Raw genomic sequence first — 26,767 nt, forward strand, 5'->3', positions numbered from 1 at the left:
GGTGCGGCATCATAATGGTGACACGACCGCTTTCGGTAGTGACCGCCGTAATACCGTTCGGGGAACCGTTCGGGTTAGCCGGGTAGGTTTCGGTGACTTTGCCGAAATTATCGACATAGCGCAGCGCAATCAGCCCTTTGCTTTCCAGTGCCGCCAGATGCGCCGCATCGCGTACTTCAACGCGCCCTTCACCGTGAGACACAGCAATCGGCATCTGCGAGCCCACCATCCCCTGCAACAGCAGAGACGGGCTTTGGGTCACTTCAACCAGGCTGAAACGCGCTTCAAAGCGATCGGAGGTGTTACGCACGAAACGAGGCCACAGCTCGCTACCTGGGATCAGCTCACGCAGATTAGACATCATCTGGCAACCGTTACATACCCCCAGCGCCAGCGTTTGCGGACGATGGAAGAAGGTTGCAAACTCATCGCGTACACGGTTGTTGAACAGAATAGACTTCGCCCAACCTTCACCGGCACCCAGCACATCACCGTAGGAGAAACCACCGCACGCGACCAGGGCGTGGAAATCCTCCAGACCAGTGCGTCCAGCCAGCAGATCGCTCATATGCACGTCGATAGCATCGAAGCCCGCACGGTGGAACGCTGCCGCCATTTCAACATGCGAGTTCACGCCCTGCTCACGCAGCACGGCCACTTTCGGGCGTGCGCCAGTGGCAATATACGGTGCTGCCACATCTTCGTTGATATCGAACGACAGTTTCACATTCAGGCCCGGATCGGCGTCGTTTGATTTCGCCTGATGTTCCTGATCGGCGCACTCCGGGTTGTCACGCAGGCGCTGCATCTGCCAGGTGGTTTCTGCCCACCAGACTCGCAGCGTAGTGCGGCTTTCGCTGTATACCGACTGGCCGTTGGCGGTAATCACAAAACGGTCACCGGAAACCGCCTGCCCAACATAATGGACGCAATCAGCAAGCCCATGCTGTGCCAGTACCGCTTCGACCGCTTCACGGTCAGCGGCACGAACCTGAATCACCGCGCCCAGTTCTTCGTTAAACAGCGCCGCCAGGTGATCGTCGCCCAGAGAGGCGATATCCGCTTCAATGCCGCAATGACCGGCAAATGCCATTTCCGCCAGCGTCACCAACAGACCACCATCAGAGCGGTCGTGGTACGCGAGCAGCTTACGCTGTGCAACCAGCGCCTGAATCGCGTCATAGAAGCCTTTCAGTTGTGCGACGTCGCGCACATCAGCCGGTTTGTCGCCAAGCTGACGATAAACCTGCGCCAGCGCCGTTGCGCCCAGCGCATTATTGCCAAGGCCCAGATCAATCAGCAACAGTGCGTTATCTTCGGTAGAAAGCTGCGGCGTGATGGTGTGACGCACATCTTCCACGCGGGCAAATGCAGAAATAACCAGCGACAGCGGCGACGTCATTTCACGCTCTTCGTTACCGTCCTGCCAGCGGGTTTTCATCGACATTGAATCTTTACCCACCGGGATCGTCAGGCCCAGCGCCGGACAAAGCTCTTCGCCCACCGCTTTAACAGCTTCATACAGGCCAGCATCTTCGCCAGGATGACCTGCCGCCGCCATCCAGTTGGCGGAAAGTTTAATGCGTTTGATATCGCCAATTTGTGTTGCGGCGATGTTGGTTAACGCTTCACCGACCGCCAGACGGGCAGAAGCGGCGAAATCCAGCAGCGCAACTGGCGCACGTTCGCCAATTGCCATCGCTTCACCGTAGTAGCTGTCGAGGCTGGCAGTAGTGACCGCACAGTTAGCGACCGGCACCTGCCACGGCCCCACCATCTGATCGCGCGCTACCATGCCGGTTACGCTACGGTCGCCAATGGTCACAAGGAAGGTTTTCTCCGCCACGGTCGGCAGATGCAGCACACGTTTCACCGCGTCAGCAATGGTGATCCCTTCACGGACCAGCGCGTCGCCTTTCGCTTTCAGCGTTTGCACATCGCGGGTCATCTTCGGTGTTTTACCAAGCAGTACGTCCAGCGGCAGATCGATCGGCTGATTATCAAAATGACGATCGTGCAGAGAAAGATGCAGTTCTTCGGTCGCTTCACCAATCACCGCGTAGGGCGCGCGTTCACGCTTACACAGTTCGTCAAACAGCGGTAACTGATCGGCAGCAACCGCCAGCACGTAACGTTCCTGGGATTCGTTACACCAGATTTCCAGCGGGCTCATGCCCGGTTCGTCGCTCAGGATGTCGCGCAGTTCAAATTTACCGCCGCGCCCGCCGTCGCTTACCAGTTCCGGCATCGCGTTAGAAAGACCGCCTGCGCCAACGTCGTGGATAAACAGGATTGGGTTGGCATCACCAAGCTGCCAGCAACGGTCGATCACTTCCTGGCAACGACGTTCCATTTCCGGGTTGTCGCGCTGAACAGAAGCAAAGTCGAGGTCGGCATCAGATTGACCAGACGCCATAGAAGACGCCGCACCGCCGCCAAGACCAATGTTCATAGCCGGACCGCCGAGAACGACCAGCTTCGCACCAACGTTGATCTCGCCTTTTTGTACGTGATCGGCGCGAATGTTGCCGATCCCGCCCGCCAGCATGATCGGTTTGTGATAACCGCGCAGCTCTTCGCCGTTGTGGCTGTTCACTTTTTCTTCATAAGTACGGAAGTAGCCGTTCAGTGCCGGACGACCAAATTCGTTGTTAAATGCCGCGCCGCCCAGCGGACCTTCGGTCATGATGTCCAGCGCGGTGACAATGCGCTCAGGCTTACCGAAATCTTCTTCCCACGGCTGTTCAAAGCCAGGAATACGCAGGTTGGAAACGGAGAAACCGACCAGACCGGCTTTCGGCTTCGCGCCGCGTCCGGTGGCGCCTTCATCACGGATTTCACCGCCAGACCCCGTCGCCGCACCCGGCCACGGAGAAATCGCCGTCGGGTGGTTGTGAGTTTCGACTTTCATCAGGATGTGCGCCGGTTCCTGATGGAAATCGTAGCGGCCCGTTTCGTGGTCGGCAAAGTAGCGGCCAACTTCAGAACCTTCCATCACCGCGGCGTTATCTTTATAAGCTGAGAGAACGTGATCCGGCGTGGTTTCGAAGGTGTTTTTGATCATCTTAAACAGCGATTTCGGCTGCTGTTCACCGTCGATAATCCAGTCGGCGTTAAAAATTTTGTGGCGGCAGTGCTCAGAGTTCGCCTGGGCGAACATATACAGCTCGATGTCGTTCGGATTACGACCAAGCTTTGTGAAAGCATCCTGCAGATAGTCAATTTCATCGTCCGCCAGTGCCAGGCCGAGACGCAGGTTAGCGTCGATCAGCGCCTGACGGCCCTGCCCCAGTAAATCAACGCTGGTGACTGGAGTCGGTTGATGATGCGCAAACAGCTGCTCTGCATCATCTAAAGCAAAAAAGACCGTTTCCATCATACGGTCGTGTAGTTCAGCGGTAACCTGCTGCCACTGTTCATTGGTCAGCGTAGCGGCTTCTACATAGTAAGCCACGCCGCGCTCAAGGCGGTTTACCTGTTGCAGCCCGCAGTTATGGGCGATATCGGTCGCTTTTGAAGACCAGGGAGAGATGGTGCCTGGGCGCGGGGTCACCAGCAGTAATTTGCCTTCCGGGGCATGGCTGGCGAGTGCCGGACCATATTTCAACAGGCGTTCAAGTTGCGCGTGCGCTTCTTCGTTTAACGGCGCATTGAGGTCAGCAAAATGGACATACTCGGCGTAAATGTTGTGAACCGGGAGCCTGGCAGCCTGAAAACGCGCCAGCAGTTTATTGATTCGGAATGCCGACAGTGCAGGCGAACCACGCAGAATTTCCATCATAAGTCTCTCGTCTTCTAAGCTTTCGGTGTACCCAAGGGGGGGAAACGGGCGTCATTATAAAGAATCTGCCGCGCTGACGAAACCGTTTGCGTGGAAATAAAATCACCATCGTGAATTAGCAACGCGTGCCGCCAATGGCTGTAATAAGTTGCCAACTGGCACAGGTTTACGCAAAATGCCGCTCATTGATGATTATACCTTTGTTTAGCATATCGTTTTTTCAAGCCAGGACACGAACGACACAGAGAATTAACTAATTGAAAAAATTAAAGATTAATTATCTGTTCATTGGCATTCTGGCACTGCTTCTCGCGGTAGCTCTCTGGCCATCTATTCCTTGGTTTGGTAAAGCCGACAACCGTATCGCCGCCATTCAAGCGCGGGGAGAATTGCGCGTGAGCACCATTCATACTCCCCTCACATGGAATGAGATTAACGGTAAATCTTCCGGGCTGGATTATGAGTTGGCCAAACAATTTGCCGACTACCTCGGCGTGAAACTGAAAGTGACCGTACGGCAGAATATCAGCCAGTTGTTTGACGATCTCGACAACGGCAACGCCGACCTGCTGGCAGCAGGTCTGGTTTATAACAGTGAGCGGGTAAAAAACTATCAGCCTGGTCCTACCTATTATTCCGTTTCACAACAACTGGTTTACAAAGTGGGTCAATATCGCCCACGCACGCTGGGCAATTTGACGGCGGAACAGCTCTCCATCGCACCAGGACACGTCGTCGTTAACGATCTACAAAGACTGAAAGAAACTAAATTCCCGGATTTAAGCTGGAAGGTGGACGACAAAAAAGGCTCAGCGGAATTACTGGAAGATGTCATCGGAGGTAAGCTGGATTACACCATTGCTGATTCTGTCGCCATCAGCCTGTTCCAGCGAGTTCACCCGGAACTCGCCGTGGCACTCGATATCACCGATGAACAACCAGTGACCTGGTTTAGCCAGTTAGATGACGATAATACCCTTTCCGCAGCTCTGCTCGACTTCTTCAACAAAATGAATGAGGACGGCACGCTGGCACGCATTGAAGAGAAATACCTGGGGCATGGCGATGATTTTGATTATGTCGATACGCGCACATTTTTACGCGCCGTCGATGCGGTGCTGCCACAATTAAAACCTTTGTTTGAGAAATACGCCGAGGAAATTGACTGGCGTTTGCTGGCGGCTATTGCTTACCAGGAATCACATTGGGACGCGCAGGCCACCTCGCCGACCGGTGTGCGCGGCATGATGATGTTGACCAAAAATACCGCGCAAAGCCTGGGCATTACCGATCGTACCGATGCTGAACAAAGCATCAGCGGCGGCGCGCGTTATTTGCAGGATATGATGAGTAAAGTGCCGGAAAGCGTGCCAGAAAATGAACGGATTTGGTTTGCGCTCGCCGCTTACAATATGGGTTATGCGCATATGCTGGATGCTCGCGCCCTGACGGCAAAAACCAAAGGTAATCCAGACAGTTGGACCGATGTTAAACAACGTCTGCCTTTACTTAGCCAAAAACCCTATTACAGCAAGCTGACTTACGGTTATGCGCGGGGACATGAAGCTTACGCCTATGTCGAGAATATCCGTAAGTATCAGATTAGTCTGGTGGGGTATCTGCAAGAGAAAGAAAAGCAGGCAACAGAAGCGGCGATGCAGCTGGCTCAGGATTATCCGGCAGTGTCGCCAACAGAATTGAGTAAAGGGAAATTTCCTTTTCTCTCGTTTCTTTCACAGTCGTCATCTAACTACCTGACACACTCCCCTTCGCTGCTGTTTTCCAGGAAGGGAAGTGAAAAGAAGCAAAATTAATCCGCAGAAGATTGCGCTTTTTTCTGCGCTTTGATTTCCTGACGGCGCATGCGAAAGAAGTCGCTGAGCAGCGCTGCACACTCTTCCGCCAATATCCCTTCCGTGATTTCCACCCGGTGATTCATGCCCGGATGGTGCAACACATCCATTAATGATCCGGCAGCCCCCGTTTTCGCATCTCGTGCACCAAAAACTACACGACCAATCCGGCTGTGAATCATCGCTCCGGCGCACATCACACACGGCTCCAGCGTGACATATAATGTGGCGTCGATCAGGCGATAATTTTGCATCACCAGACCGCCCTGACGCAGGGCCATGATTTCAGCGTGCGCGGTAGGATCATGCCGACCAATCGGACGATTCCAGCCCTCGCCGATTACCCGGTTGTTATGCACCAATACCGCGCCGACCGGTACTTCCCGCTCCTCCCAGGCACGCTTTGCCAGCGTCATGGCATGGCGCATCCAGTATTCGTGACTAAATTCGACTTCAGACAAAAAGAAAACTCCGGTTATAAAAGCGCGGCGCATTATACACGGACGCTATGCTTTACTCTATTCCAGTTGCTGGAGTTCACCGCGCGGGGTTACTCGCCAACGATGCTGGCAGAAATAAAGCAGCGGGTTGTCCTGATTACTGTCGCTGTAACCACTGTACAACCGCAGTGGCGTGCCGATTTTGCGTTCCAGTTGCGCGACCTTCTCATGCCCGAGGCAACGCATTGTCAATACCCAACCGCCATAACCACGCTGAATTTGGCTGGCGATAAGATTCACCCGCGGTAACCAGGGCGTATCGAAATAGACCGCCTCAACCAGCGGCTGTGGAGAACCGGTAATCAACCAGATATCAGCATCGGAACTGAGCAAGTAGGTGGTCAGGCGCTCTTGCACCAGCGGAAAGGCAGTAACATTGTCGCGAAACCAGTGTACAAAATCGGCTTTTAATGCCTGTAAACGCGCTTCGCTGTGACCAAAAGTGCATCCCCACAATAGCAGACTCATCGGCCAGCGCGCAGCACGGCCTTTTATCAATAATGCCATGGCAATAACCGGCAATAGCGGCAGGACAAGCAGTGTATTCAGCGGTTGGCGACGCAGTAAGTAGCGCAGAAAACTACCGAACATATCCTGTTGATGCAATGTTCCATCTAAGTCAAAAAACACCACACGACGCTCGTGAGTTGCCAAACCATACTCCTCTGGACTGAAACATCCTGATTAATCATCGCTACTACATAGCCTAACAGATAGATCATCACTTTTCCGGCAACAATCTACCGTATAATGCTGAATGGAATTTTTAATTCATAGATCTTACAAGCTATGGAATATAATATTCACTCGCTTATGTCTCATATTGCCTGTTGTCGCCATTATTTCATCGCGAGGAAAGATATGAACGGCTTACTTCGTATTCGTCAGCGTTACCAGCAGCTTGCCCAGAGTGATAAAAAACTGGCGGACTATCTCCTGCTACAACCTGATACGGCGCGCCATTTAAGTTCGCAGCAATTGGCCAACGAAGCTGGGGTCAGTCAATCCAGCGTGGTGAAATTCGCACAAAAACTCGGCTATAAAGGTTTTCCAGCCTTAAAACTGGCGTTAAGCGAAGCTCTGGCGAGCCAGCCGGAATCCCCTTCTGTCCCCATTCATAACCAAATTCGCGGTGATGATCCGCTGCGACTGGTGGGTGAAAAACTCGTAAAAGAAAACACGGCAGCCATGTATGCGACGCTGAACGTTAACAGTGAAGAGAAATTGCATGAATGCGTGGTGATGCTGCGTTCTGCGAGGCGGATTATTTTAACTGGCATTGGTGCTTCGGGTCTGGTAGCGCAAAACTTTGCCTGGAAACTGATGAAGATTGGTTTCAATGCTGCCGCAGAACGCGATATGCATGCGTTGCTCGCTACTGTACAGGCATCTTCACCGGACGACCTGTTATTAGCCATCTCTTACACTGGTGTACGACGTGAGTTAAATCTCGCGGCAGATGAGATGCTGCGCGTGGGTGGAAAGGTGCTGGCAATTACCGGTTTCACGCCGAATGCTCTGCAACAACGAGCGTCCCACTGCCTGTATACGATTGCCGAAGAACAGGCGACGAATAGTGCATCGATCTCCGCTTGTCACGCTCAGGGAATGCTTACAGATTTGCTGTTCATTGCGCTAATTCAGCAGGACCTGGAACTGGCCCCTGAGCGCATTCGCCACAGCGAGGCACTGGTGAAAAAACTGGTTTGAGCAAAGAATGCGCGTATAATGCCCGCCCGGTTTGTGTTGTTTTGAGAGTTTCCTTATGGCGCTGTTAATCACTAAAAAATGCATCAATTGTGATATGTGTGAACCTGAATGCCCGAATGAGGCGATTTCAATGGGTGATCATATCTACGAGATTAACAGCGATAAGTGTACCGAATGCGTAGGTCACTACGAGACGCCAACCTGCCAGAAGGTGTGTCCGATCCCTAATACTATTGTGAAGGATCCGGCGCATGTCGAGACAGAAGAGCAGTTGTGGGATAAATTTGTGCTAATGCATCACGCAGATAAAATTTAATATTCTGCTCTGGAAGTAGAGTATTTATTATTTTTTAGAGAAACCTTGACGCTATTATATTTATTTAAATGATGACAACGGCATAATCATTCTCCAAATGAATTCATATAATATCTGCGCAGACATTTATTTATAATTATTAAAGGCGCGCCTGGCTGGTTAACCTGACGCGCCTTAAGTACGTTTCCTTGTGTTATAAGAACAGAAGGATCAGCTGTAAAACAGCAATGATGACTTTAATGACCCGTTTAAACAGGTATCGACAATCAGTCATTCGTTTTTCCTTAAACAAGGAATGCAGCCGTTCAGATTAGCCCTTACATCTCCCCAAAACTGAACGTGCGAGTTATTGAGGATGCATGCTGCACTCCACACCAGAGCTTTGACGACACCACTCGTTTCAATGGGGGAATTCAGTGGCATGGTGTAAAGCACAGCAAAATCGCCAATAACGAAACCAATTTTAATGTACTTACGAATTTGCGGTCACGTTAATATTTCCATCAATATCGCTTTCTTCGTAAAGGCTCGAGTTTTTATGATAAAGATTGCAAGTTGCTTGTAAAAGATAACCACCCTGATCCATAATCGCTGTTGTTGAGGGTGCATGCTGTACAAAATTAAAGTTATAAAGTAAAACCCCCGTTCCTTACCAGTTCGGGGGTTTTACTTTATAAAGAGAACGGTATTATTTTAACTTTCAATAATTACCGTGGCGCAAGCATAATGACGTTCATCTGCCAGCGTCACATGCATATGTGCGACGCCCAGCTTTTCCGCCAGTTTTAATGCCTCGCCCCACAGTCGCAACCGTGGCTTACCAAGCTCATCGTTGAATACTTCAAACTGATTAAACGCCAGGCCATTGCGGATCCCGGTTCCAAACGCTTTTGCCGCCGCTTCTTTCACAGCAAAACGCTTCGCCAGAAAACGCACTGGCTGTTGGTGCGTTTTCCAGATTTCCCATTCGTTATCGCTTAATACGCGGCGAGCAAGGCGCTCACCGGATCGGGCGAGCACCGCTTCAATGCGAGCGATCTCCACGATATCCGTGCCTAAACCTAATATTGCCATTAGCCACGCGCTTCCAGCATCAGGCGCTTCATTTCTGCCACCGCATCTTTCAGTCCGGTCATCACTGCACGACCAATAATGGCATGGCCGATATTCAGTTCATGCATCTCAGGAATGGCGGCAATGGCTTTCACGTTGTGATAGGTCAGACCGTGGCCGGCGTTAACTTTCAGACCGAGACTTGCAGCAAAGGTCGCGGCTTTAGCAATGCGCGCCAGCTCTTGCGCCTGTTCAGCGTCAGTTTTGGCATCGGCATAACAACCAGTATGGATCTCGATAAACGGGGCGCCTACCTCTGCTGCAGCTTTGATCTGCTCTTCATCTGCGTCAATAAACAGAGAAACCTGAATCCCGGCATCCGCCAGACGTTTACAGGCATCGCGCATTTTGTCACGCTGACCTGCGACGTCCAGGCCACCTTCAGTTGTCACTTCCTGGCGCTTTTCCGGTACCAGGCAGCAAAAATGAGGCTTCGTCTCAATGGCAATCGCCATCATCTCTTCGGTCACCGCCATTTCCAGATTCATGCGGGTATCCAGCGTCTGACGCAGGATGCGCACGTCGCGGTCAGTAATGTGGCGACGATCTTCACGCAAATGCACGGTAATGCCATCCGCGCCAGCCTGCTCGGCAATAAACGCGGCCTGCACCGGATCGGGGTAAGCAGTACCACGTGCATTACGCAGCGTTGCGATATGGTCAATGTTGACGCCCAACAGTAATTCAGCCATGACAATCCTCATCAGTCATTATGTGTTTGCACTGTTCGCTTAGGTATAAACTGCCGGAACAGTTCCCTGCTCTTTAAAGGTTTACCGCCAAGATACGGCTTAAGCGCCATGCGGGTAAAGCGTTTCGCGGCACGCAATGTGTCTGCGTCAGGAAATTCCCGCGTGTGTAACGCTTTCAACTGCCTCCCGGTGAAGGTTTTATTGTCGATAACGACGCTTGCGATAAACCCTTTTTCTTCGCGATAACGATACGTCATGGTGTCATCCACCGGTTCGCCGCTACCTGCACAATGGGTAAAATTGACGCCATAACCCAGATGCCCGAGCAATGCCAGCTCAAAGCGGCGCAACGCGGGTTCCGGTGTGCCAGTAGCCCCAGCCAGAGACTGGATGCAGTGTAAGTAATCGAAAAAGAGTTCCGAGAAGCGCGTCTCGTATTCCAGCACGCGGGAGAGAAGCTCGTTGATGTACAGACCGCTGTAAAGCGTGATACCGCTTAATGGCAGCGCCAATGAGACAGCTTCAGCGCTGCGCAGTGTTTTGACTTCACCGCGCCCACCGAAGCGAAGCAAGAGAGGCGTGAAAGGCTGTAATGCACCTTTCAGGGTAGAGCGTTTAGAGCGTGCGCCTTTGGCAACCAGACGCACGCGGCCCGATTCCTCCGTGAAGACGTCCAGCATCAGGCTGGTTTCGCTCCACGGGCGACTATGCAATACGAATGCGCGCTGCCAGCCTTCCATCATACTCGTCGCCTTTCAAGTTGCAGGTGCCTTGGCTGCACCCGTTCACCCTGGTCACTTACTTTAGTAAGCTCCCAGGGATTCACGGTCTTGCCGCCTTCCTGCACCTCGAAAGTCATAGAGTATGCTAATTAAAGATCGTCAACGTAACCGAGACTACGCAGTGCGCGTTCGTCGTCGGCCCAGCCGGATTTCACTTTTACCCACAGTTCAAGATGGACAGGCGCTTCGAACATTTCCTGCATGTCTTTACGCGCTTCAATACCGATGGTTTTAATCTTGGCCCCTTTGTTGCCAATGACCATCTTCTTCTGCCCTTCACGCTCAACGAGAATCAAACCGTTGATGTCGTAACCACCACGTTCATTGGTGACAAAACGTTCGATCTCCACGGTCACGGAGTACGGCAGTTCTGCGCCGAGGAAACGCATCAGTTTTTCACGGATGATTTCAGAGGCCATAAACCGCTGTGAGCGGTCGGTGATGTAATCTTCCGGGAAGTGATGCGTCGCTTCCGGCAGGTGTTTGCGCACGATTGCCGCGATAGTGTCAACGTTAAGTCCGGTTTCGGCGGAGATTGGCACGATATCGAGGAAATTCATCTGGCTTGCAAGGAACTGCAGGTGCGGCAGCAGATCGGCTTTCTCCTGCACGTTGTCCACTTTGTTCACCGCGAGGATCACCGGCGCTTTGCCATCACGCAGCTTGTTGAGCACCATTTCATCGTCCGGCGTCCAACGGGTGCCTTCAACGACAAAAATCACCAGCTCAACGTCGCCAATGGAGCTGCTCGCCGCTTTGTTCATCAGGCGGTTAATAGCACGCTTCTCTTCCATATGCAGGCCCGGGGTATCAACGTAGATCGCCTGATACGCGCCTTCAGTATGGATCCCCACAATGCGGTGACGAGTTGTCTGCGCTTTGCGGGAAGTGATGGAGATTTTCTGCCCCAACAGTTTGTTCAGCAGCGTGGATTTGCCAACGTTCGGACGTCCGACGATGGCAATAAATCCGCAGTAACTTTTATCGATGCTCATTCCAGCTCCAGTTTTTTCAACGCCTGTTCGGCGGCAGCCTGCTCAGCCTTACGACGGCTTGAACCTGTGCCAACCACCGGTTCACTCAGGCCGCTGACCTGGCAGTGGATAGTAAATTCCTGATCGTGCGCTTCGCCACGTACCTGAACTACCAGATAAGTCGGCAGCGGCAGATGGCGACCCTGCAAATATTCTTGCAAGCGCGTTTTCGGATCTTTTTGTTTATCGCCTGGGCTAATTTCGTCCAGACGGGTTTGATACCAGTTAAGGATTAACTTCTCGACAGTTTGAATATCACTGTCGAGGAATACGCCGCCAATTAATGCTTCGACGGTGTCGGCGAGAATTGACTCGCGACGAAATCCACCGCTTTTAAGTTCACCCGGCCCTAAACGCAAGCACTCGCCTAACTCAAATTCGCGTGCCAGTTCTGCCAGCGTATTGCCACGGACCAACGTAGCACGCATGCGGCTCATATCGCCTTCATCCACACGCGGGAAACGGTGATACAGCGCATTGGCGATAACGTAGCTCAAGATTGAGTCGCCTAAAAATTCTAAACGCTCGTTATGTTTGCTGCTGGCGCTGCGGTGAGTTAATGCCTGCTGCAGCAGTTCCTGATGATTAAAAGTGTAGCCCAGCTTCCGTTGAAGCCGATTAATTACGATGGGGTTCATGCGATACCAATAAATAAATGCGTCAACAATTCAGCACACGAAACAGACCTGATACACATAGGCTCTGTTAACCGCTTTGTCGCGGATTCATTACGCCATATATGGAAACCAACGCTGTTTCGTGTGCCGTGGCAACCAGAAGGCGCCAACCTTAAACTTCGGGGGAATATTCTATACACAACGATAAGGGATGTCGTTAGCCTGGGGAGATTTATCTCATAAATAATTCACGTTGCCGCCAGAATGACGACAACGTGAACGAGAAGCAGCAATTAATGGATGCCGCCAATGCGACTTAAGCGCACACCTGTCGGCCATTCACCTTCTTGCTTATCGAAACTCATCCAGATTACCGTTGCCCGACCTACCAGATTCGCTTCCGGCACAAAGCCCCAGTAACGGCTGTCCGCGCTGTTGTCGCGGTTATCGCCCATCATGAAGTATTGACCCGGCGGGACAATCCAGGTTGCCAGTTGTTGTCCTGGTTGCTGGTAATACATCCCTACCTGATCCTGGGCGATTGGCACAGTCAGGATACGATGCGTTACATCGCCCAACGTCTCTTTACGTTCGGAAAGACGAATACCATTTTCTTTGGTTTCGTTTTTCGGCACTTCAAAGAAGCCACTGGTCGCTTCCCCGCCGTTACGACGCGAGAAGGTCTGTACGAAATCGCTCGGTTCAACGTTGGAATAAGTTACCGGCAGCGCGTTTTCACACGCTTGACCAGAACTGCATCCAGGTTGAATGGTCACTTCTTTCGCGACCGGATCATAAGTGACCTTATCGCCCGGTAAACCTACCGCTCGCTTGATGTAATCAAGCTTCGGATCTTCCGGGTATTTGAAGACCACGATATCGCCACGTTTCGGATGACCGGTTTCGATCAATGTTTTCTGGTAAATAGGATCTTTAATGCCGTAAGCAAATTTCTCTACCAGAATGAAGTCACCGATTAACAGAGTCGGCATCATCGAACCTGACGGGATCTGGAACGGTTCATAAATAAATGAACGCACAATCAATACGATAGCCAGCACCGGAAATACAGAAGCCCCGGTTTCCAGCCAACCTGGCTTCGGCGCAACCTTTTTCAGTGTTGCTTTATCCAGTGAATCCCCGGCAGCCGCTTGCGCCGCTGCCTGACGTTCCCGTCGTTTAGGTGCGAAAAAGAATTTATCCACGCACCATAAAATGCCCGTCACCAGTGTGGCAATCACCAGAATCAGGGCAAACATATTCGCCATGCCAACTCCTAAGGGTTATTTGTTGTCTTTGCCGACGTGCAGAATGGCAAGGAACGCTTCCTGCGGCAGCTCAACGTTACCGATCTGCTTCATACGTTTCTTACCTTCTTTCTGTTTCTGCAGCAGCTTTTTCTTACGGCTGATATCACCACCATAGCATTTAGCCAGTACGTTTTTACGCAGCTGCTTCACGGTAGAACGCGCAATGATGTGCGTTCCAATCGCTGCCTGAATAGCGATATCAAACTGCTGGCGTGGGATCAGATCTTTCATCTTCTCCACCAGCTCGCGGCCACGGTTTTGCGAATTATCACGGTGGGTGATCAATGCCAGCGCATCAACACGTTCACCGTTGATTAAGACGTCAACACGCACCATGTCAGAAGCCTGGAAGCGTTTGAAGTTGTAATCCAAAGACGCATAACCACGCGAGGTAGATTTCAGTCGGTCGAAGAAATCAAGCACCACTTCCGCCATCGGGATCTCGTAGGTCAGCGCTACCTGGTTTCCGTGATAGACCATGTTGGTCTGTACACCGCGTTTTTCCACGCACAGGGTAATGACGTTACCGAGATACGCTTGCGGCAGCAGCATGTGACACTCTGCAATCGGCTCGCGCAGTTCGTAGATGTTATTTACCGCTGGCAGCTTGGATGGGCTGTCGACGTAGATAACTTCTTTTGCCGTAGTTTCAACTTCATACACTACTGTCGGTGCTGTGGTAATCAGGTCAAGATCGTATTCACGTTCCAGACGTTCCTGAATGATCTCCATGTGCAACAGGCCGAGGAAGCCGCAGCGGAAACCAAAGCCCAGCGCCGTTGAGCTTTCTGGCTCATAGAATAGTGAAGCGTCGTTCAGGCTGAGTTTGCCCAACGCGTCACGGAAGGCTTCATAGTCGTCGGAACTTACCGGGAACAGACCGGCATATACCTGCGGTTTAACTTTCTTAAACCCAGGCAACGCTTTTTCTGCCGGATTACGCGCCAGCGTTAAGGTATCGCCTACCGGTGCACCGTGGATGTCTTTGATCGCACACACCAGCCAGCCTACTTCGCCGCATTTCAGTTCAGTACGATCAACCTGTTTCGGCGTGAAGATCCCCAGGCGGTCGGCGTTATAGGTCTGCCCGGTGCTCATAACTTTCACTTTGTCGCCCTTACGCAAGGTGCCGTTTTTAATACGGATAAGTGAAACCACGCCCAGGTAGTTATCGAACCAGGAGTCGATAATCAGCGCCTGTAACGGACCTTCTGGATCGCCTTCCGGCGGCGGAATGTCGCGCACCAGACGTTCGAGAACGTCCTGCACGCCCACGCCGGTTTTCGCTGAACAGCGCACCGCATCGGTGGCGTCGATACCAACAATATCTTCAATTTCTTCCGCCACGCGTTCAGGATCGGCTGCCGGTAAGTCAATCTTGTTCAGTACCGGCACCACTTCGAGATCCATCTCCATCGCGGTGTAGCAGTTCGCCAGTGTTTGCGCTTCTACGCCCTGCCCGGCGTCGACCACCAGCAATGCACCTTCACAGGCAGCCAGCGAACGGGAAACTTCATAGGAGAAGTCTACGTGGCCCGGGGTGTCGATAAAGTTAAGCTGATAGGTTTCACCGTCAGACGCTTTGTAGTCCAGCGTCACGCTTTGCGCTTTGATGGTAATGCCACGCTCACGCTCAAGATCCATGGAATCGAGAACCTGCGCCTCCATTTCACGGTCAGACAGGCCACCGCAGATCTGGATAATACGGTCAGACAGCGTCGATTTACCGTGGTCAATGTGAGCTATGATCGAAAAGTTACGTATATTCTTCATAAAGTATGATTATTGTGCCTTAACGCCCGGTTAACCAGGCTTTTAGAAGTCGCTGTTCTGAGCTTAACGTCTGTATTAATAGAAAGGCCGCATTCTACACTACAACATTGAGGCGAGGAAATGTTCATACCGTATGGATTGTGGTATCTGGAAACGTCCTCGCATTTGTTATGCAAAATGCAACAAAGCCAGTGAAATCACTGGCTCGCGTCTTCCGAAGATGTTTCAAACCGCACAAGACCTGGCGGCAATGCCACGCTTAAAATGATCGGTTGCCATTCAGCCCGGGCAGCAAACTTTCGCGAGAAGCCGCGCGCAATCAGGAATCCACCAACGCCACCAAGAATTGCGCCGCATAACGCCGCGATGTCTGAAGCAAAGAGTAGCTGAAATAACGAAGCAACAAGGAATAATCCCAACAGTGGCGACATATAAACCAGTAATGCGGAACTAAGCAGGCTACCTTCAGCGATTCCTAATTCGACTTTTTGCCCCGGCACTAACGGTTCATCACAGGGTACGACGATGGTATGTGTGGTTTGCGGACCAAGTTTATTCAACACGCGACTGCCGCAGCCAGCGCGGGAAGCGCAGCTGCTGCATGAGGCTTTGACATCACAACTGACCAGCGCCTGCCCGTTTTGCCAGGAGACCACGGTAGCCCACTCTTTGATCATTGCGCTGCCCCGAACTTAATGTTCTCGGCAATGCGTTTCGCCGTTTGCGGCGGTAGTTCACCAACAATAGTGATTTCCGCGTTGTCACGTATGCTGGTGCTGACTGTTCGGCGTCCGGTACGCAACATCTGATCGGTGCTCGATGGCGTCGCGCGGTTAACGTTTACCGAGAAGCTGAACAAGCCGTCGGAATAGAGACGTGATTCGATGGGCATATTATCCATCGTGGGCAACGGGCGTCGGCTACTGGAGACTTCGCTAAACCCCTGCGGCAACCAGGTTGGAGTCCAGTTGAATTTGGCTTTTTCACCTACAGGAACAGAAAGCAACGGCGGCAAATTTGCCTTCGCCAGCGTCTGCATACTGCTGCTGATATCCTGATTGACGTTAAAAGCAATCACGCGAAATTGTTCCAGCGTTTCACCATCGCGATCAAGGAGATCAACCCGCATCGGTAATTTCGATTCGGTGTCCATCCACACAATGTAGCTGTAGCGTGTACCATCACGGGCGACTACGCGAATGACTTCGCAAAGACGATCAGCAATACGCGTGCGTCCCACGGAGATAAAGTCGTAGTAAGGAGAAAGGCGTTTGAAATCGGTATAAATGAGCGATGGCAGAGAATCAACAATGTAATCGCCATTAAGAGTAAACGGTTCAAGGCCCGGCTCAAAGTAGCTGATTTCATTGCCGCGCTGTACCACTTCCCGGCGCGGGCCATCCATTTGCAACAATTGAGCAAGCGGACGGTTATCGAGGCGTGCATGTCGATAACGCAGAGACTCAACACCTTGTTTATTGATGCTGATGAATGACAGCTCGTAATTCAGTGACTGGCTAGCCAGGTTCATCTGCTGTAATAACGCCCCGGACGCGGGAGTGGCCGAGGCGTTAGCAGAGAATAACAGGCTACCTGTCACTAATGACATGGCAAACCAAAGTTGCTTCATTACTGCGATTGCGTTCCTAAAGTTTGAATTCCTGGCACCTGTACAGCGGCTTGCTGTGTTTGTGCCTGCTCAAACTGAAGCTGTTCGGAGTGGAGTCGACGTTGCAGTTCGTAATCCTGCAACATGGCATTAATGCGACGACGCTGCTCCTGTACCTGCTGCTGTTGACCATTGTTTGCGGTCGCTTCAGAAGGTACTCCCAGACTTACCGGACTGGCTTTCCCCATCATCGGCAGAGTATTGAATACCGGTGTTTCGGGCTGCTGGGACGTTTCAGATTGTCCATTATAGTGCTGGACGCCAACGATAACTGCAAGCGATACACATGCCGCTACGCCCATTTGGGTAAGCTGTGCCGCCCATGGACGTACTTTCTGCCAGAATGGCATTTTCTGCCATTGATGCGGAGCAGGCTGGGCCTCTGGGATCAATATCGTCGGTTGACGAACTGGCTCTTCTTCAATGGCGGCCATCACGCGCGATGAGATATCGAAATGAAGCAACTCAGGAGTATCACCCCGCATAGAGTCACGGATTAAGTGATAGCTTTCCCAGGTTTTCTGCATTTCCGGGTTGTGAGCCAGTTCGTTAAGCAGCTCACTATCCAGCGTTTCGCCATCCATTAAAGCGGAAAGTTGTTCTTTCTGCATGCCTAATACCCTTATCCAGTATCCCGCTATCGTCAACGCCTGATAAGCGGTTGAACTTTGTTATCAATAGCTTCCCTCGCTCGGAAGATACGTGAACGCACCGTACCTACCGGACAATCCATGATAGCGGCTATCTCTTCATAGCTCAGGCCATCCAGCTCCCGCAAGGTTATTGCCATGCGTAAATCTTCCGGGAGGGACTCAATAGTTCGGAAAACTATCTGTCTCAGTTCTTCTGACAACATTAAGTTCTCAGGGTTCGAAATTTCTTTCAGCGCGCCACCACTTTCGAAGTTTTCAGCTTCAATGGCATCCACATCACTGGAAGGTGGACGACGCCCCTGAGCAACCAGGTAATTTTTCGCTGTATTTACAGCGATCCGATACAGCCATGTATAAAAAGCACTATCTCCCCGGAACGAATCCAGCGCACGATAGGCTTTAATAAAAGCTTCTTGTACCACATCGGGAACATCACCCGACGGCACATAGCGGGAAACCAGACTCGCCACTTTATGCTGATAGCGCACTACCAGTAAGTTAAAAGCTTTCTGATCTCCCTTCTGGACCCGTTCAACCAGGACCTGGTCCGTTAACTGCTCGCTCATCCGAGGTAAAGTCTCCCCAAACCAAATTTCCACGCGCTATCGAAACGCCACTCCATTAGCTGCAATTTGAGCAAGCAAAACGTTAGAGTGTCTCGTTTTTGTAAAGTTCCGTAACGCATCTGTTTTTGTTTGTCATGCTGTAGACGGATCATTATCTATCATTATAAGTCTACAGAATCTGAACATCGCATTATCTGTGTAGAAATGCCCATTTAACTGCCTGAAGAGTACCCCAACGGCCTTTTTATTTCACCACCTAATCCTCCGCCAGCAAGCAACTTCTCTTTTTTCCACCGTCCAGGATCTCCCTGTTTAGCCATTGTAACAAATATTAAAATAGCAGGTGTTTAATTACACAACGTGATGCTATGCTGACCAAACCGTGTTTAGTAAATTAAACAAACAAAATGAATACTCTTCCTGAACATTCTTGTGATGTGCTGATTATCGGTAGCGGCGCAGCCGGGCTTTCACTGGCACTACGTCTGGCTGACCAGCATCAGGTCATCGTTCTTAGCAAAGGCCCGGTAACGGAAGGCTCAACATTTTATGCCCAGGGCGGAATCGCCGCCGTGTTTGATGAAACTGACAGCATAGACTCGCATGTGGAAGACACATTAATTGCTGGTGCCGGCATTTGCGATCGCCATGCGGTTGAATTTGTCGCCAGCAACGCGCGTTCCTGCGTGCAATGGCTAATCGATCAGGGAGTGTTGTTTGATACCCACGTTCAGCCGAATGGCGAAGAAAGCTATCATCTGACCCGTGAAGGTGGGCATAGTCACCGTCGCATTCTTCATGCTGCCGACGCCACCGGCAGAGAAGTAGAAACCACGCTGGTGAGCAAGGCGCAGAACCATCCGAATATTCGTGTGCTGGAACGCAGCAATGCGGTTGATCTGATTGTTTCTGACAAAATTGGCCTGCCTGGAACGCGACGGGTTGTCGGCGCGTGGGTGTGGAACCGTAATAAAGAAACCGTGGAAACTTGCCATGCTAAAGCGGTGGTGCTGGCAACTGGCGGCGCGTCGAAGGTTTATCAGTACACCACCAATCCGGATATTTCCTCTGGTGATGGTATTGCCATGGCCTGGCGTGCGGGTTGCCGGGTCGCCAATCTCGAATTTAATCAGTTTCACCCTACCGCGCTGTACCATCCACAGGCACGGAATTTCCTGTTAACGGAAGCCTTACGCGGCGAAGGCGCTTATTTGAAACGCCCGGACGGCACACGTTTTATGCCTGATTTTGATGATCGCGGCGAACTGGCCCCGCGCGATATTGTCGCCCGCGCCATTGACCATGAGATGAAACGCCTCGGCGCGGATTGTATGTTCCTTGATATCAGCCATAAGCCCGCTGAATTTATTCGCCAGCATTTCCCAATGATCTATGAAAAGTTGCTCGGGTTGGGTATTGACCTCACGAAAGAACCGGTGCCGATTGTGCCTGCTGCGCACTATACCTGCGGCGGCGTAATGGTTGACGATCATGGACGTACGGACGTTGATGGCCTGTATGCCATTGGCGAAGTGAGTTATACGGGCTTACATGGTGCTAACCGCATGGCCTCTAACTCCTTGCTGGAGTGTCTGGTCTATGGCTGGTCGGCAGCGGAAGATATTACAAAACGTATGCCTTATGCGCGTGGCGTCAGTACGTTACCGCCGTGGGATGAAAGCCGTGTTGAGAATCCTGACGAACTGGTGGTGATTCAACATAACTGGCATGAGTTACGCCTGTTTATGTGGGATTACGTCGGTATTGTGCGCACAACAAAACGCCTTGAGCGCGCTCTGCGGCGTATCAATATGTTGCAACAGGAAATAGACGAATATTACGCACACTTCCGCGTATCAAATAATTTGCTGGAACTGCGTAATCTGGTGCAGGTTGCCGAGTTGATTGTTCGCTGTGCAATGATGCGTAAGGAGAGTCGGGGGTTGCATTTCACGCTGGATTATCCGGAACTGCTCACGCATTCCGGTCCATCGATCCTTTCCCCCGTCAATCATTACATAAACAGATAAAAAGCCTGGGTCAGCGCAGTGTACGCTTCGGAATAGTTCTGGTCTGGCCCACGAATCACTAAGCGATCGCAAAAGCACTCCCCCGCCAGTGGGGAGAATGCCAGCAGCACCCGATGCGGCAATCGCGCTTCGTTTTCTGCCACATCCGTTCGCAAACGTAAATGCCACCCCATGCTTAATGCCAGCTCCGTAAAACTATTACCGATTTGCTCTGGCAGTACCACGCAGAAAAATCCCTCTTCGGTAATGCACTCTGCCGCGCAGGTCAGCAAGGATTGATGATCCAGCGTGGTGGTATAGCGCGCCTGTTCCCGCTGCGGTGTCGCACACTCCACTCCCTGCTGATAATACGGCGGGTTGCTGATGATTAAATCAAAGCGTGCTGTCTGCTGTGTGATCCACTGCTGAATATCCGCTGTATGGACGTTAATCCGCTCTGCCCACGGGGACTGGGCGATATTTTCCTGCGCCTGGGCAGCCGCTTCGTTTTCAAGCTCGACCGCATCAATCATCACACTGTCATCGGTTCGCTGCGCCAGCATCAGTGCCAACAACCCGCTACCAGTGCCGATATCAAGGCAGCGTTTTACCCCTGCCACCGGAGCCCATGCGCCAAGCAAAATTCCATCCGTTCCCACTTTCATCGCACATCGTTCGTGGCCGACAAAAAACTGTTTAAAAGTAAATCCATTACGACGAAGCACGGATGTAGACTGTGACATGTAAATAAAACCTTGCTGAAAAAACGGCGATAGCACCGGGTAAGAACAATACCTGAGAAGCGATATCCATACAAACAGATGAAGATTGCAGCCGTAACGTCTATAATCAGCGCCCCACACAGAGGTAGAACATGACTGTAACGACTTTTTCCGAACTTGAACTCGACGAAAGCCTGCTGGAAGCCCTCCAGGATAAAGGTTTCACTCGCCCGACCGCCATTCAGGCTGCCGCCATTCCGCCTGCGCTCGATGGCCGTGATGTACTCGGTTCTGCGCCGACAGGCACCGGTAAAACGGCGGCGTATCTGCTGCCAGCGTTGCAGCACCTGCTCGATTTCCCACGTAAGAAATCCGGTCCGCCGCGTATTTTGATCCTCACCCCGACTCGCGAACTGGCGATGCAGGTGGCCGATCATGCCCGCGAACTGGCGAAACATACGCATCTGGATATCGCCACTATCACCGGCGGCGTGGCCTATATGAACCACGCAGAAGTTTTCAGCGAAAACCAGGACATCGTGGTCGCCACGACCGGACGTCTGCTGCAATACATAAAAGAAGAGAACTTCGATTGCCGCGCGGTTGAAACGCTGATCCTCGACGAAGCTGACCGTATGCTGGATATGGGCTTCGCTCAGGATATCGAACATATTGCTGGCGAAACGCGCTGGCGTAAACAGACCCTGCTCTTTTCAGCAACGCTGGAAGGCGATGCGATTCAGGACTTTGCAGAGCGTCTGCTGGAAGATCCGGTGGAAGTTTCTGCGAATCCGTCCACCCGTGAGCGCAAAAAGATCCATCAGTGGTATTACCGCGCCGATGATCTTGAGCATAAAACCGCATTGCTGGTGCATCTGTTAAAACAGCCTGAAGCGACTCGCTCAATCGTATTTGTGCGTAAGCGTGAGCGTGTGCATGAGCTGGCAAACTGGCTGCGCGAAGCGGGCATCAACAACTGCTATCTCGAAGGTGAGATGGTACAAGGCAAGCGTAATGAAGCGATTAAACGCCTGACCGAAGGTCGCGTTAACGTGCTGGTTGCAACCGACGTTGCCGCACGCGGCATTGACATTCCGGATGTCAGCCACGTCTTTAACTTCGATATGCCGCGCAGTGGCGATACTTATTTGCACCGTATCGGTCGTACCGCTCGCGCCGGTCGTAAAGGCACCGCAATTTCGCTGGTGGAAGCTCATGACCATCTGCTGCTGGGCAAAGTTGGTCGCTATATTGAAGAGCCAATTAAAGCTCGCGTAATTGATGAGTTACGCCCGAAAACGCGTGCACCAAGCGAGAAACAGACTGGCAAGCCATCGAAGAAAGTACTGGCAAAACGCGCCGAGAAGAAAAAAGCTAAAGAGAAAGAGAAGCCGCGGGTGAAAAAACGCCATCGCGATACCAAAAATATAGGTAAGCGCCGTAAACCAAGCGGAACGGGCGTGCCACCGCAAACAACAGAAGAGTAATCATAATGCCGGGTTTAAGCCCGGCATTTTTTATCCAGCCACAAAACACTCTTCAACGCACTGAATAAAAGTGTACATCGCTGGGCTAACCGCTTTTCCGGCATGGTGTGCGCACATTGCTGTAATGGTCTGCGACGGCTCGCCAAAGGGCAATTCAATTAATTCACCGCTCGCAAGTTCTTTTGCCACCGCAAAGCGTGGCAGGTAGCTGACACCGACATTGGCCGCGACACAACGCTTGATGCTTTCGATACTTATAAGCTCTATGGTGTTTTCCACCGTGATCCGCCGCTGGCGAAGCGTGCTCTCAAATATCTGGCGGAAGATACATTGTGGTTCGTTGATAATAAAACTACAGGCGTTATGTCTTCCCGACTCAGTAAAATCGACATCTGCAATTTGCGGTGAAGCCACCAGCACCAGCGATTGTTCACCCAACTCACGTCGGTTCAGTGCATCATCATTCCCTACGCGATAAAAGATGCCGACGTCTGCCTCATCATTCAGTAGTGCATCACGAATCACGTAACAGTTCAGTGACTGCAATGATAAACGCACTTTTGGTGCGCGTTGCCGAAAACGCTGCAACACCTCCGGCATACGGTAAGAGAGCAACGTTTCGCCTGAAACAACGCGCAGTTCTCCGTCCGGCTCCGACTCTTTTTTGGCAGCTACGCGAAGCGTATCCATTACTCTGGTGAGTTCATAGATGTGCGGCAGCAGCTTTTTGCCTTCGCGAGTGAGGCACATCCGTCGGCCAATTTTCTCAAATAACTGTACCGAGAACTCCTGCTCAAGCTGCTGAATATGAAAAGTCACCGTCGATTGTGTGCAGCACAATTTATGCGAAGCTCGCAAAAAGGAACCCTCTTCCACCACGGTTTTTAGGGTAATAAAACGGCGCAGATCCATAATCCCAAACCTATCGAAAATATCGAACTTAGAATGTGAAAACATTCATTTTTTTAAATGTTTTGTGTCGGGTACTGTCTACCAAAACAGAGGAGATAACAAGTGACACCGACCCTTTTAAGTGCTTTTTGGACCTACACCCTGATTACTGCCCTCACGCCAGGACCAAACAATATTCTCGCCCTTAGTTCTGCAACGTCGCATGGGTTTCGTCAGAGTACCCGCGTACTGGCGGGGATGAGTCTGGGATTTTTAATCGTCATGCTACTGTGCGCGGGAATTTCGTTTTCACTGGCTGTTATTGACCCGGCGGCAGTGCATCTGTTGAGTTGGGCGGGGGCGGCATATATTGTCTGGCTGGCGTGGAAAATCGCTACCAGCCCAACAAAGGAAGACGGGCTTCAGGCAAAACCGATCAGCTTTTGGGCAAGCTTTGCGCTACAGTTTGTGAACGTCAAAATCATTTTGTACGGCATTACGGCACTATCGACGTTTGTCCTGCCGCAAACGCAGGCGTTAAGCTGGGTAGTTGGCGTCAGCGTTTTGCTGGCAATGATTGGGACGTTTGGCAATGTGTGCTGGGCGCTGGCGGGGCATCTGTTTCAGCGATTGTTTCGCCAGTATGGTCGCCAGTTAAATATCGTGCTGGCACTGTTGCTGGTTTATTGCGCGGTACGTATTTTCTATTAATGAAAAAAAACGGAAGAGGTCGCCCTCTTCCGCTTAGTAACTTGCTACTTAAGCCTTACAGGCTTTCAGTAAAGGTACGAGCGATAACGTCGCGCTGCTGTTCCGGAGTCAGAGAGTTAAAGCGAACTGCATAACCGGATACACGGATGGTCAGCTGCGGATATTTTTCCGGATGCTTAACTGCATCTTCCAGAGTTTCACGACGCAGAACGTTTACGTTCAGGTGCTGACCACCTTCTACGCGAACTTCTGGTTTAACTTCTACTGGAACTTCACGGTACTCAATGTCACCCAGTTTGCTTACTGCAACCACTTCGTCTTCTGCAAAACCTGCTTTCGCAACGATGCAACGCGCTTCGCCTTTTTCGCTGTCCAGCAGCCAGAAAGAGTTCAGCAGATCGTCGTTAGCGGCTTTAGTAATCTGGATACCTGTAATCATGTGATGCCTCCCCGGCAAAATTATTTGATTTGTTCAGCCTGTCGCGGCCAATTGGTAAAACCATTGTTGCTTGAGTGTATATATACTCCTCAAAGACCCCTGATTCTTTGATTTAAATCAATAAAAAACACAGATTAAGTGTAGCGACAAGTGGATTTTATTGTTTTACATCAACTTATGCGGGTGTGAAATTTTACCAATTTACATTTTTTTACAGTCGATTATGTCTAAAAAATGAGCTTGATTTTGTTCTGTAGAAAGAAGCAGTTAAGCTAGGCGGATTGAAGATTCGCAGGAGAGCGAGATGGCTAACGAATTAACCTGGCATGACGTGCTGGCTGAAGAGAAGCAACACCCCTATTTTCTTAATACCCTTCAGACCGTCGCCAGCGAGCGGCAATCCGGCATCACTATCTATCCGCCACAAAAAGATGTTTTTAACGCCTTTCGTTATACCGAGTTAGGCGATGTCAAAGTCGTGATTCTCGGCCAGGATCCTTATCACGGCCCCGGACAGGCTCACGGCCTGGCGTTTTCTGTTCGCCCCGGTATCCCCACTCCGCCGTCATTACTGAATATGTATAAAGAGTTGGAAAATACCGTTCCAGGTTTTACCCGCCCGGCGCATGGCTATCTCGAAAGCTGGGCGCGTCAGGGCGTTCTGCTGCTCAATACCGTATTGACGGTACGCGCAGGTCAGGCGCATTCCCACGCCAGCCTCGGCTGGGAGACGTTTACTGATAAAGTCATCAGCCTGATTAATCAGCATCGCGAAGGTGTGGTGTTTTTGTTGTGGGGATCTCATGCGCAAAAGAAAGGGGCAATTATAGATAAGCAACGCCATCACGTACTGAAAGCACCGCATCCGTCACCGCTTTCTGCGCATCGTGGATTCTTTGGCTGTAACCATTTTGTGCTAGCAAATCAGTGGCTGGAACAACGTGGCGAGACGCCGATTGACTGGATGCCTGTATTACCGGCAGAGAGTGAGTAAATTTGCGGGAAAATGCCGGATGGCAGAGTTGCCACCCGGCTGATTTATCAGGCTTTATTCTGACGCCACCATTCGCCAAGCAGAACGCCAGTTGCGACAGAAATATTCAGTCCAGCAACGTTGCCAGTACCGTCAATCTTCACGCGTAAATCGTTCGGATCGCGTGCTGCATCCGGTAACCCTTCATATTCCTGCCCCAGCACCAGCACCATTTTTTCTGGCAGACTGGTTTTGAACAGCGGTTTACCTTGCTCGCTGGAAGTGGTCACCACGGTGTAGCCCGCCTGACGGAAATCATCCAACACGTCAACAATGTTGTCGCCAGTAATCGGCTGAACATGTTCTGCGCCGCCTTCTGCGGTACGAATAGCCGCCCCCGATTCCAGCAGTGCCGCATCCTGCACCACAACGCCTTTCACGCCAAAGTGCGCACAGCTACGCATCATACCGCCCAGGTTATGCGGGTTAGATTCGTTTTCCAGCGCCAGTACACAATCCTGCGCACCAGCCTTGCTTACCCACTGCTGCACGGTTGTACCGTTACGCTTTTTGATCAGGAAGCACACGCCTCCGTGATGCTCCGTACCTGACGCCTTTGTCAGTTCAGCTTCATCCACCACATGGTACGCTTTGCGGTTTGCCGCCATCCAGCGCAATGCTTCTTTAAAACGTGGCGTTACGCTCTGGATAAACCAGGCGCGAACAATTGCTTCCGGACGGCTCTGGAACAGTGCCTGACATGCGTTTTCGCCGTAGACGCGGGTTTCTTCCGCACGCTGACGACGCAACACTTCCGGATCAATAAAACTTTTACCACTGATGCCACCGTGATCGGCCTTTTCCGGCGCATCATCACCAGGCGCGCGGGAAACTGTGCGCCACGGCGACTCTTCCCACTTGCGGTCACGGGGCTGACTCTGTTTGTCATCGCGGGCGGGGCGACGGCCACCGTCGGCACGAGATTTTCCTGGACGCCCGCCCCCTTTCCCGGTACGCGGGTTATGGGTACGTTTATCAGAATCATCATCACTGCGGACATACATCACTTTGACCTTGCCGCTTTTGCTTTTCATTTCATCGTTCATGCTTTTCTCCACCAGCGCTGCGCGAAGCGCGCAGATTACCCGAAGTGCGCGCGGTTCGCC

The 26,767-nt window shown here is 51.6% G+C and carries 27 protein-coding genes; 7 read left to right on the top strand and 20 right to left on the bottom strand.

Annotated features, from left to right (window positions below; translation table 11 throughout):
* On the bottom strand, nucleotides 1-3,781 hold a 3,781-nt coding region (gene purL, locus FEK42_RS21350; protein ID WP_138211961.1), incomplete at its 3' end, for a phosphoribosylformylglycinamidine synthase.
* Nucleotides 3,782-4,038: 257 nt separating this feature from the next.
* Here purL and mltF point away from each other — a divergent pair.
* Complete coding sequence (gene mltF, locus FEK42_RS21355; RefSeq protein ID WP_131162555.1) at nucleotides 4,039-5,595, top strand: membrane-bound lytic murein transglycosylase MltF; 1,557 nt, start codon at nucleotides 4,039-4,041, stop codon at nucleotides 5,593-5,595.
* Here the strand turns inward: mltF and tadA are convergent.
* Entirely contained in the window at nucleotides 5,592-6,095 is a 504-nt protein-coding gene (gene tadA / locus FEK42_RS21360; protein ID WP_240783134.1) for a tRNA adenosine(34) deaminase TadA, read from the bottom strand. The two genes, mltF and tadA, sit on opposite strands and share 4 nt — an antisense overlap.
* 57 nt (nucleotides 6,096-6,152) lie before the next feature.
* Nucleotides 6,153-6,788, bottom strand: coding sequence for a phosphatidylglycerophosphatase C (gene yfhb / locus FEK42_RS21365; RefSeq protein WP_135490549.1), 636 nt, complete (start codon nucleotides 6,786-6,788; stop codon nucleotides 6,153-6,155).
* Nucleotides 6,789-6,995: 207 nt separating this feature from the next.
* On the opposite strand from yfhb, the gene FEK42_RS21370 reads away from it, so the two are divergent.
* Both FEK42_RS21370 and yfhL read left to right on the top strand, forming a co-directional pair.
* Nucleotides 6,996-7,844 (top strand): MurR/RpiR family transcriptional regulator, encoded by an 849-nt coding sequence (locus FEK42_RS21370; RefSeq protein WP_138211962.1) that lies wholly within the window; start codon nucleotides 6,996-6,998, stop codon nucleotides 7,842-7,844.
* 55 nt (nucleotides 7,845-7,899) lie between these two features.
* Complete coding sequence (yfhL, locus tag FEK42_RS21375) at nucleotides 7,900-8,160, top strand: 4Fe-4S dicluster ferredoxin YfhL (RefSeq protein ID WP_001196283.1); 261 nt, start codon at nucleotides 7,900-7,902, stop codon at nucleotides 8,158-8,160.
* A 193-nt stretch (nucleotides 8,161-8,353) separates the two neighbouring features.
* Here the strand turns inward: yfhL and shoB are convergent, their stop codons facing one another.
* The 13 genes from shoB to rseD form a co-directional block, all read right to left on the bottom strand.
* Entirely contained in the window at nucleotides 8,354-8,434 is an 81-nt protein-coding gene (shoB, locus tag FEK42_RS21380; RefSeq protein ID WP_130214702.1) for a type I toxin-antitoxin system toxin ShoB, read from the bottom strand.
* Nucleotides 8,435-8,853: 419 nt separating this feature from the next.
* Nucleotides 8,854-9,234, bottom strand: a complete 381-nt coding sequence (gene acpS / locus FEK42_RS21385; RefSeq protein WP_130207552.1) for a holo-ACP synthase — start codon at nucleotides 9,232-9,234, stop codon at nucleotides 8,854-8,856.
* The gene (gene pdxJ, locus FEK42_RS21390; RefSeq protein WP_130260419.1) at nucleotides 9,234-9,965 is read right to left on the bottom strand and encodes a pyridoxine 5'-phosphate synthase; all 732 of its coding nucleotides are present in this window, start codon (nucleotides 9,963-9,965) and stop codon (nucleotides 9,234-9,236) included. The genes acpS and pdxJ overlap by 1 nt, the downstream gene beginning before the upstream one ends.
* Nucleotides 9,966-9,976: 11 nt before the next feature.
* Nucleotides 9,977-10,705 carry a DNA repair protein RecO gene (gene recO / locus FEK42_RS21395; RefSeq protein WP_130207598.1) on the bottom strand — a complete coding sequence of 243 codons (729 nt, stop codon included), beginning with the start codon at nucleotides 10,703-10,705 and terminating at the stop codon, nucleotides 9,977-9,979.
* A 131-nt stretch (nucleotides 10,706-10,836) separates the two neighbouring features.
* Nucleotides 10,837-11,742 (bottom strand): GTPase Era, encoded by a 906-nt coding sequence (era, locus tag FEK42_RS21400; RefSeq protein ID WP_000020738.1) that lies wholly within the window; start codon nucleotides 11,740-11,742, stop codon nucleotides 10,837-10,839.
* Nucleotides 11,739-12,419 carry a ribonuclease III gene (gene rnc, locus FEK42_RS21405; RefSeq protein ID WP_001068343.1) on the bottom strand — a complete coding sequence of 227 codons (681 nt, stop codon included), beginning with the start codon at nucleotides 12,417-12,419 and terminating at the stop codon, nucleotides 11,739-11,741. The genes era and rnc overlap by 4 nt, the downstream gene beginning before the upstream one ends.
* Before the next feature lie 272 nt (nucleotides 12,420-12,691).
* A complete protein-coding gene (lepB, locus tag FEK42_RS21410) occupies nucleotides 12,692-13,666 on the bottom strand; it encodes a signal peptidase I (protein ID WP_135492902.1) in 975 nt (324 codons plus the stop codon).
* Nucleotides 13,667-13,681: 15 nt separating this feature from the next.
* A complete protein-coding gene (gene lepA, locus FEK42_RS21415; RefSeq protein WP_000790173.1) occupies nucleotides 13,682-15,481 on the bottom strand; it encodes a translation elongation factor 4 in 1,800 nt (599 codons plus the stop codon).
* A gap of 197 nt (nucleotides 15,482-15,678) precedes the next feature.
* Nucleotides 15,679-16,158, bottom strand: a complete 480-nt coding sequence (gene rseC, locus FEK42_RS21420) for a SoxR-reducing system protein RseC (protein ID WP_131162553.1) — start codon at nucleotides 16,156-16,158, stop codon at nucleotides 15,679-15,681.
* A complete protein-coding gene (gene rseB / locus FEK42_RS21425; RefSeq protein WP_064526144.1) occupies nucleotides 16,155-17,111 on the bottom strand; it encodes a sigma-E factor regulatory protein RseB in 957 nt (318 codons plus the stop codon). The genes rseC and rseB overlap by 4 nt, the downstream gene beginning before the upstream one ends.
* Entirely contained in the window at nucleotides 17,111-17,761 is a 651-nt protein-coding gene (gene rseA / locus FEK42_RS21430) for an anti-sigma-E factor RseA (RefSeq protein WP_130260422.1), read from the bottom strand. Before rseA ends, rseB begins: the two co-directional genes overlap by 1 nt.
* Nucleotides 17,762-17,793: 32 nt before the next feature.
* Nucleotides 17,794-18,369, bottom strand: coding sequence for an RNA polymerase sigma factor RpoE (gene rpoE / locus FEK42_RS21435; protein WP_001295364.1), 576 nt, complete (start codon nucleotides 18,367-18,369; stop codon nucleotides 17,794-17,796).
* On the bottom strand, nucleotides 18,366-18,521 hold the full coding sequence (gene rseD, locus FEK42_RS21440) for a rpoE leader peptide RseD (protein ID WP_064526141.1): 156 nt from the start codon (nucleotides 18,519-18,521) through the stop codon (nucleotides 18,366-18,368). The genes rpoE and rseD overlap by 4 nt, the downstream gene beginning before the upstream one ends.
* Before the next feature lie 255 nt (nucleotides 18,522-18,776).
* Between rseD and nadB the strand changes: the two genes are divergently transcribed.
* Complete coding sequence (gene nadB / locus FEK42_RS21445) at nucleotides 18,777-20,399, top strand: L-aspartate oxidase (protein WP_135494926.1); 1,623 nt, start codon at nucleotides 18,777-18,779, stop codon at nucleotides 20,397-20,399.
* Here nadB and trmN read toward each other — a convergent pair.
* Nucleotides 20,384-21,121 carry a tRNA(1)(Val) (adenine(37)-N(6))-methyltransferase TrmN gene (gene trmN / locus FEK42_RS21450; RefSeq protein ID WP_033549546.1) on the bottom strand — a complete coding sequence of 246 codons (738 nt, stop codon included), beginning with the start codon at nucleotides 21,119-21,121 and terminating at the stop codon, nucleotides 20,384-20,386. The two genes, nadB and trmN, sit on opposite strands and share 16 nt — an antisense overlap.
* Before the next feature lie 131 nt (nucleotides 21,122-21,252).
* Between trmN and srmB the strand changes: the two genes are divergently transcribed.
* Nucleotides 21,253-22,587, top strand: coding sequence for an ATP-dependent RNA helicase SrmB (gene srmB, locus FEK42_RS21460; RefSeq protein WP_000219193.1), 1,335 nt, complete (start codon nucleotides 21,253-21,255; stop codon nucleotides 22,585-22,587).
* Nucleotides 22,588-22,617: 30 nt separating this feature from the next.
* Here the strand turns inward: srmB and FEK42_RS21465 are convergent, their stop codons facing one another.
* Nucleotides 22,618-23,499: a LysR family transcriptional regulator gene (locus tag FEK42_RS21465; protein ID WP_135492904.1), complete on the bottom strand. Its 882-nt coding sequence runs from the start codon at nucleotides 23,497-23,499 to the stop codon at nucleotides 22,618-22,620.
* Nucleotides 23,500-23,601: 102 nt separating this feature from the next.
* Between FEK42_RS21465 and eamB the strand changes: the two genes are divergently transcribed.
* The gene (gene eamB / locus FEK42_RS21470; protein ID WP_130214681.1) at nucleotides 23,602-24,189 is read left to right on the top strand and encodes a cysteine/O-acetylserine transporter; all 588 of its coding nucleotides are present in this window, start codon (nucleotides 23,602-23,604) and stop codon (nucleotides 24,187-24,189) included.
* A gap of 55 nt (nucleotides 24,190-24,244) precedes the next feature.
* Here the strand turns inward: eamB and grcA are convergent, their stop codons facing one another.
* Complete coding sequence (gene grcA / locus FEK42_RS21475) at nucleotides 24,245-24,628, bottom strand: autonomous glycyl radical cofactor GrcA (RefSeq protein ID WP_000627804.1); 384 nt, start codon at nucleotides 24,626-24,628, stop codon at nucleotides 24,245-24,247.
* A 304-nt stretch (nucleotides 24,629-24,932) separates the two neighbouring features.
* Between grcA and ung the strand changes: the two genes are divergently transcribed.
* Nucleotides 24,933-25,622 (top strand): uracil-DNA glycosylase, encoded by a 690-nt coding sequence (ung, locus tag FEK42_RS21480; protein ID WP_135492905.1) that lies wholly within the window; start codon nucleotides 24,933-24,935, stop codon nucleotides 25,620-25,622.
* Nucleotides 25,623-25,669: 47 nt separating this feature from the next.
* On the opposite strand, the gene FEK42_RS21485 is transcribed toward ung, so the two are convergent.
* Nucleotides 25,670-26,707, bottom strand: coding sequence for a tRNA/rRNA methyltransferase (locus FEK42_RS21485; protein ID WP_130207570.1), 1,038 nt, complete (start codon nucleotides 26,705-26,707; stop codon nucleotides 25,670-25,672).
* Between the last annotated feature and the right edge of the window lie 60 nt (nucleotides 26,708-26,767).

Source organism: Escherichia sp. E2748 (assembly GCF_005781125.1).
Lineage (GTDB): Bacteria > Pseudomonadota > Gammaproteobacteria > Enterobacterales > Enterobacteriaceae > Escherichia.

Excerpts from the sequence above, each read along its gene's own strand:
- shoB (WP_130214702.1), bottom strand. The coding sequence starts at position 8,434 with ATGACTGATTGTCGATACCTGTTTAAACGGGTCATTAAAGTCATCATT.
- rpoE (WP_001295364.1), bottom strand. The coding sequence starts at position 18,369 with ATGAGCGAGCAGTTAACGGACCAGGTCCTGGTTGAACGGGTCCAGAAG.
- lepA (WP_000790173.1), bottom strand. The coding sequence starts at position 15,481 with ATGAAGAATATACGTAACTTTTCGATCATAGCTCACATTGACCACGGT.
- ung (WP_135492905.1), top strand. The coding sequence starts at position 24,933 with ATGGCTAACGAATTAACCTGGCATGACGTGCTGGCTGAAGAGAAGCAA.
- rseA (WP_130260422.1), bottom strand. The coding sequence starts at position 17,761 with ATGCAGAAAGAACAACTTTCCGCTTTAATGGATGGCGAAACGCTGGAT.
- lepB (WP_135492902.1), bottom strand. The coding sequence starts at position 13,666 with ATGGCGAATATGTTTGCCCTGATTCTGGTGATTGCCACACTGGTGACG.
- rseD (WP_064526141.1), bottom strand. The coding sequence starts at position 18,521 with ATGATCCGTCTACAGCATGACAAACAAAAACAGATGCGTTACGGAACT.
- FEK42_RS21370 (WP_138211962.1), top strand. The coding sequence starts at position 6,996 with ATGAACGGCTTACTTCGTATTCGTCAGCGTTACCAGCAGCTTGCCCAG.
- grcA (WP_000627804.1), bottom strand. The coding sequence starts at position 24,628 with ATGATTACAGGTATCCAGATTACTAAAGCCGCTAACGACGATCTGCTG.
- rnc (WP_001068343.1), bottom strand. The coding sequence starts at position 12,419 with ATGAACCCCATCGTAATTAATCGGCTTCAACGGAAGCTGGGCTACACT.
- pdxJ (WP_130260419.1), bottom strand. The coding sequence starts at position 9,965 with ATGGCTGAATTACTGTTGGGCGTCAACATTGACCATATCGCAACGCTG.
- rseC (WP_131162553.1), bottom strand. The coding sequence starts at position 16,158 with ATGATCAAAGAGTGGGCTACCGTGGTCTCCTGGCAAAACGGGCAGGCG.
- yfhL (WP_001196283.1), top strand. The coding sequence starts at position 7,900 with ATGGCGCTGTTAATCACTAAAAAATGCATCAATTGTGATATGTGTGAA.
- FEK42_RS21485 (WP_130207570.1), bottom strand. The coding sequence starts at position 26,707 with ATGAACGATGAAATGAAAAGCAAAAGCGGCAAGGTCAAAGTGATGTAT.
- FEK42_RS21465 (WP_135492904.1), bottom strand. The coding sequence starts at position 23,499 with ATGGATCTGCGCCGTTTTATTACCCTAAAAACCGTGGTGGAAGAGGGT.
- era (WP_000020738.1), bottom strand. The coding sequence starts at position 11,742 with ATGAGCATCGATAAAAGTTACTGCGGATTTATTGCCATCGTCGGACGT.
- rseB (WP_064526144.1), bottom strand. The coding sequence starts at position 17,111 with ATGAAGCAACTTTGGTTTGCCATGTCATTAGTGACAGGTAGCCTGTTA.
- nadB (WP_135494926.1), top strand. The coding sequence starts at position 18,777 with ATGAATACTCTTCCTGAACATTCTTGTGATGTGCTGATTATCGGTAGC.
- recO (WP_130207598.1), bottom strand. The coding sequence starts at position 10,705 with ATGGAAGGCTGGCAGCGCGCATTCGTATTGCATAGTCGCCCGTGGAGC.
- srmB (WP_000219193.1), top strand. The coding sequence starts at position 21,253 with ATGACTGTAACGACTTTTTCCGAACTTGAACTCGACGAAAGCCTGCTG.
- trmN (WP_033549546.1), bottom strand. The coding sequence starts at position 21,121 with ATGTCACAGTCTACATCCGTGCTTCGTCGTAATGGATTTACTTTTAAA.
- acpS (WP_130207552.1), bottom strand. The coding sequence starts at position 9,234 with ATGGCAATATTAGGTTTAGGCACGGATATCGTGGAGATCGCTCGCATT.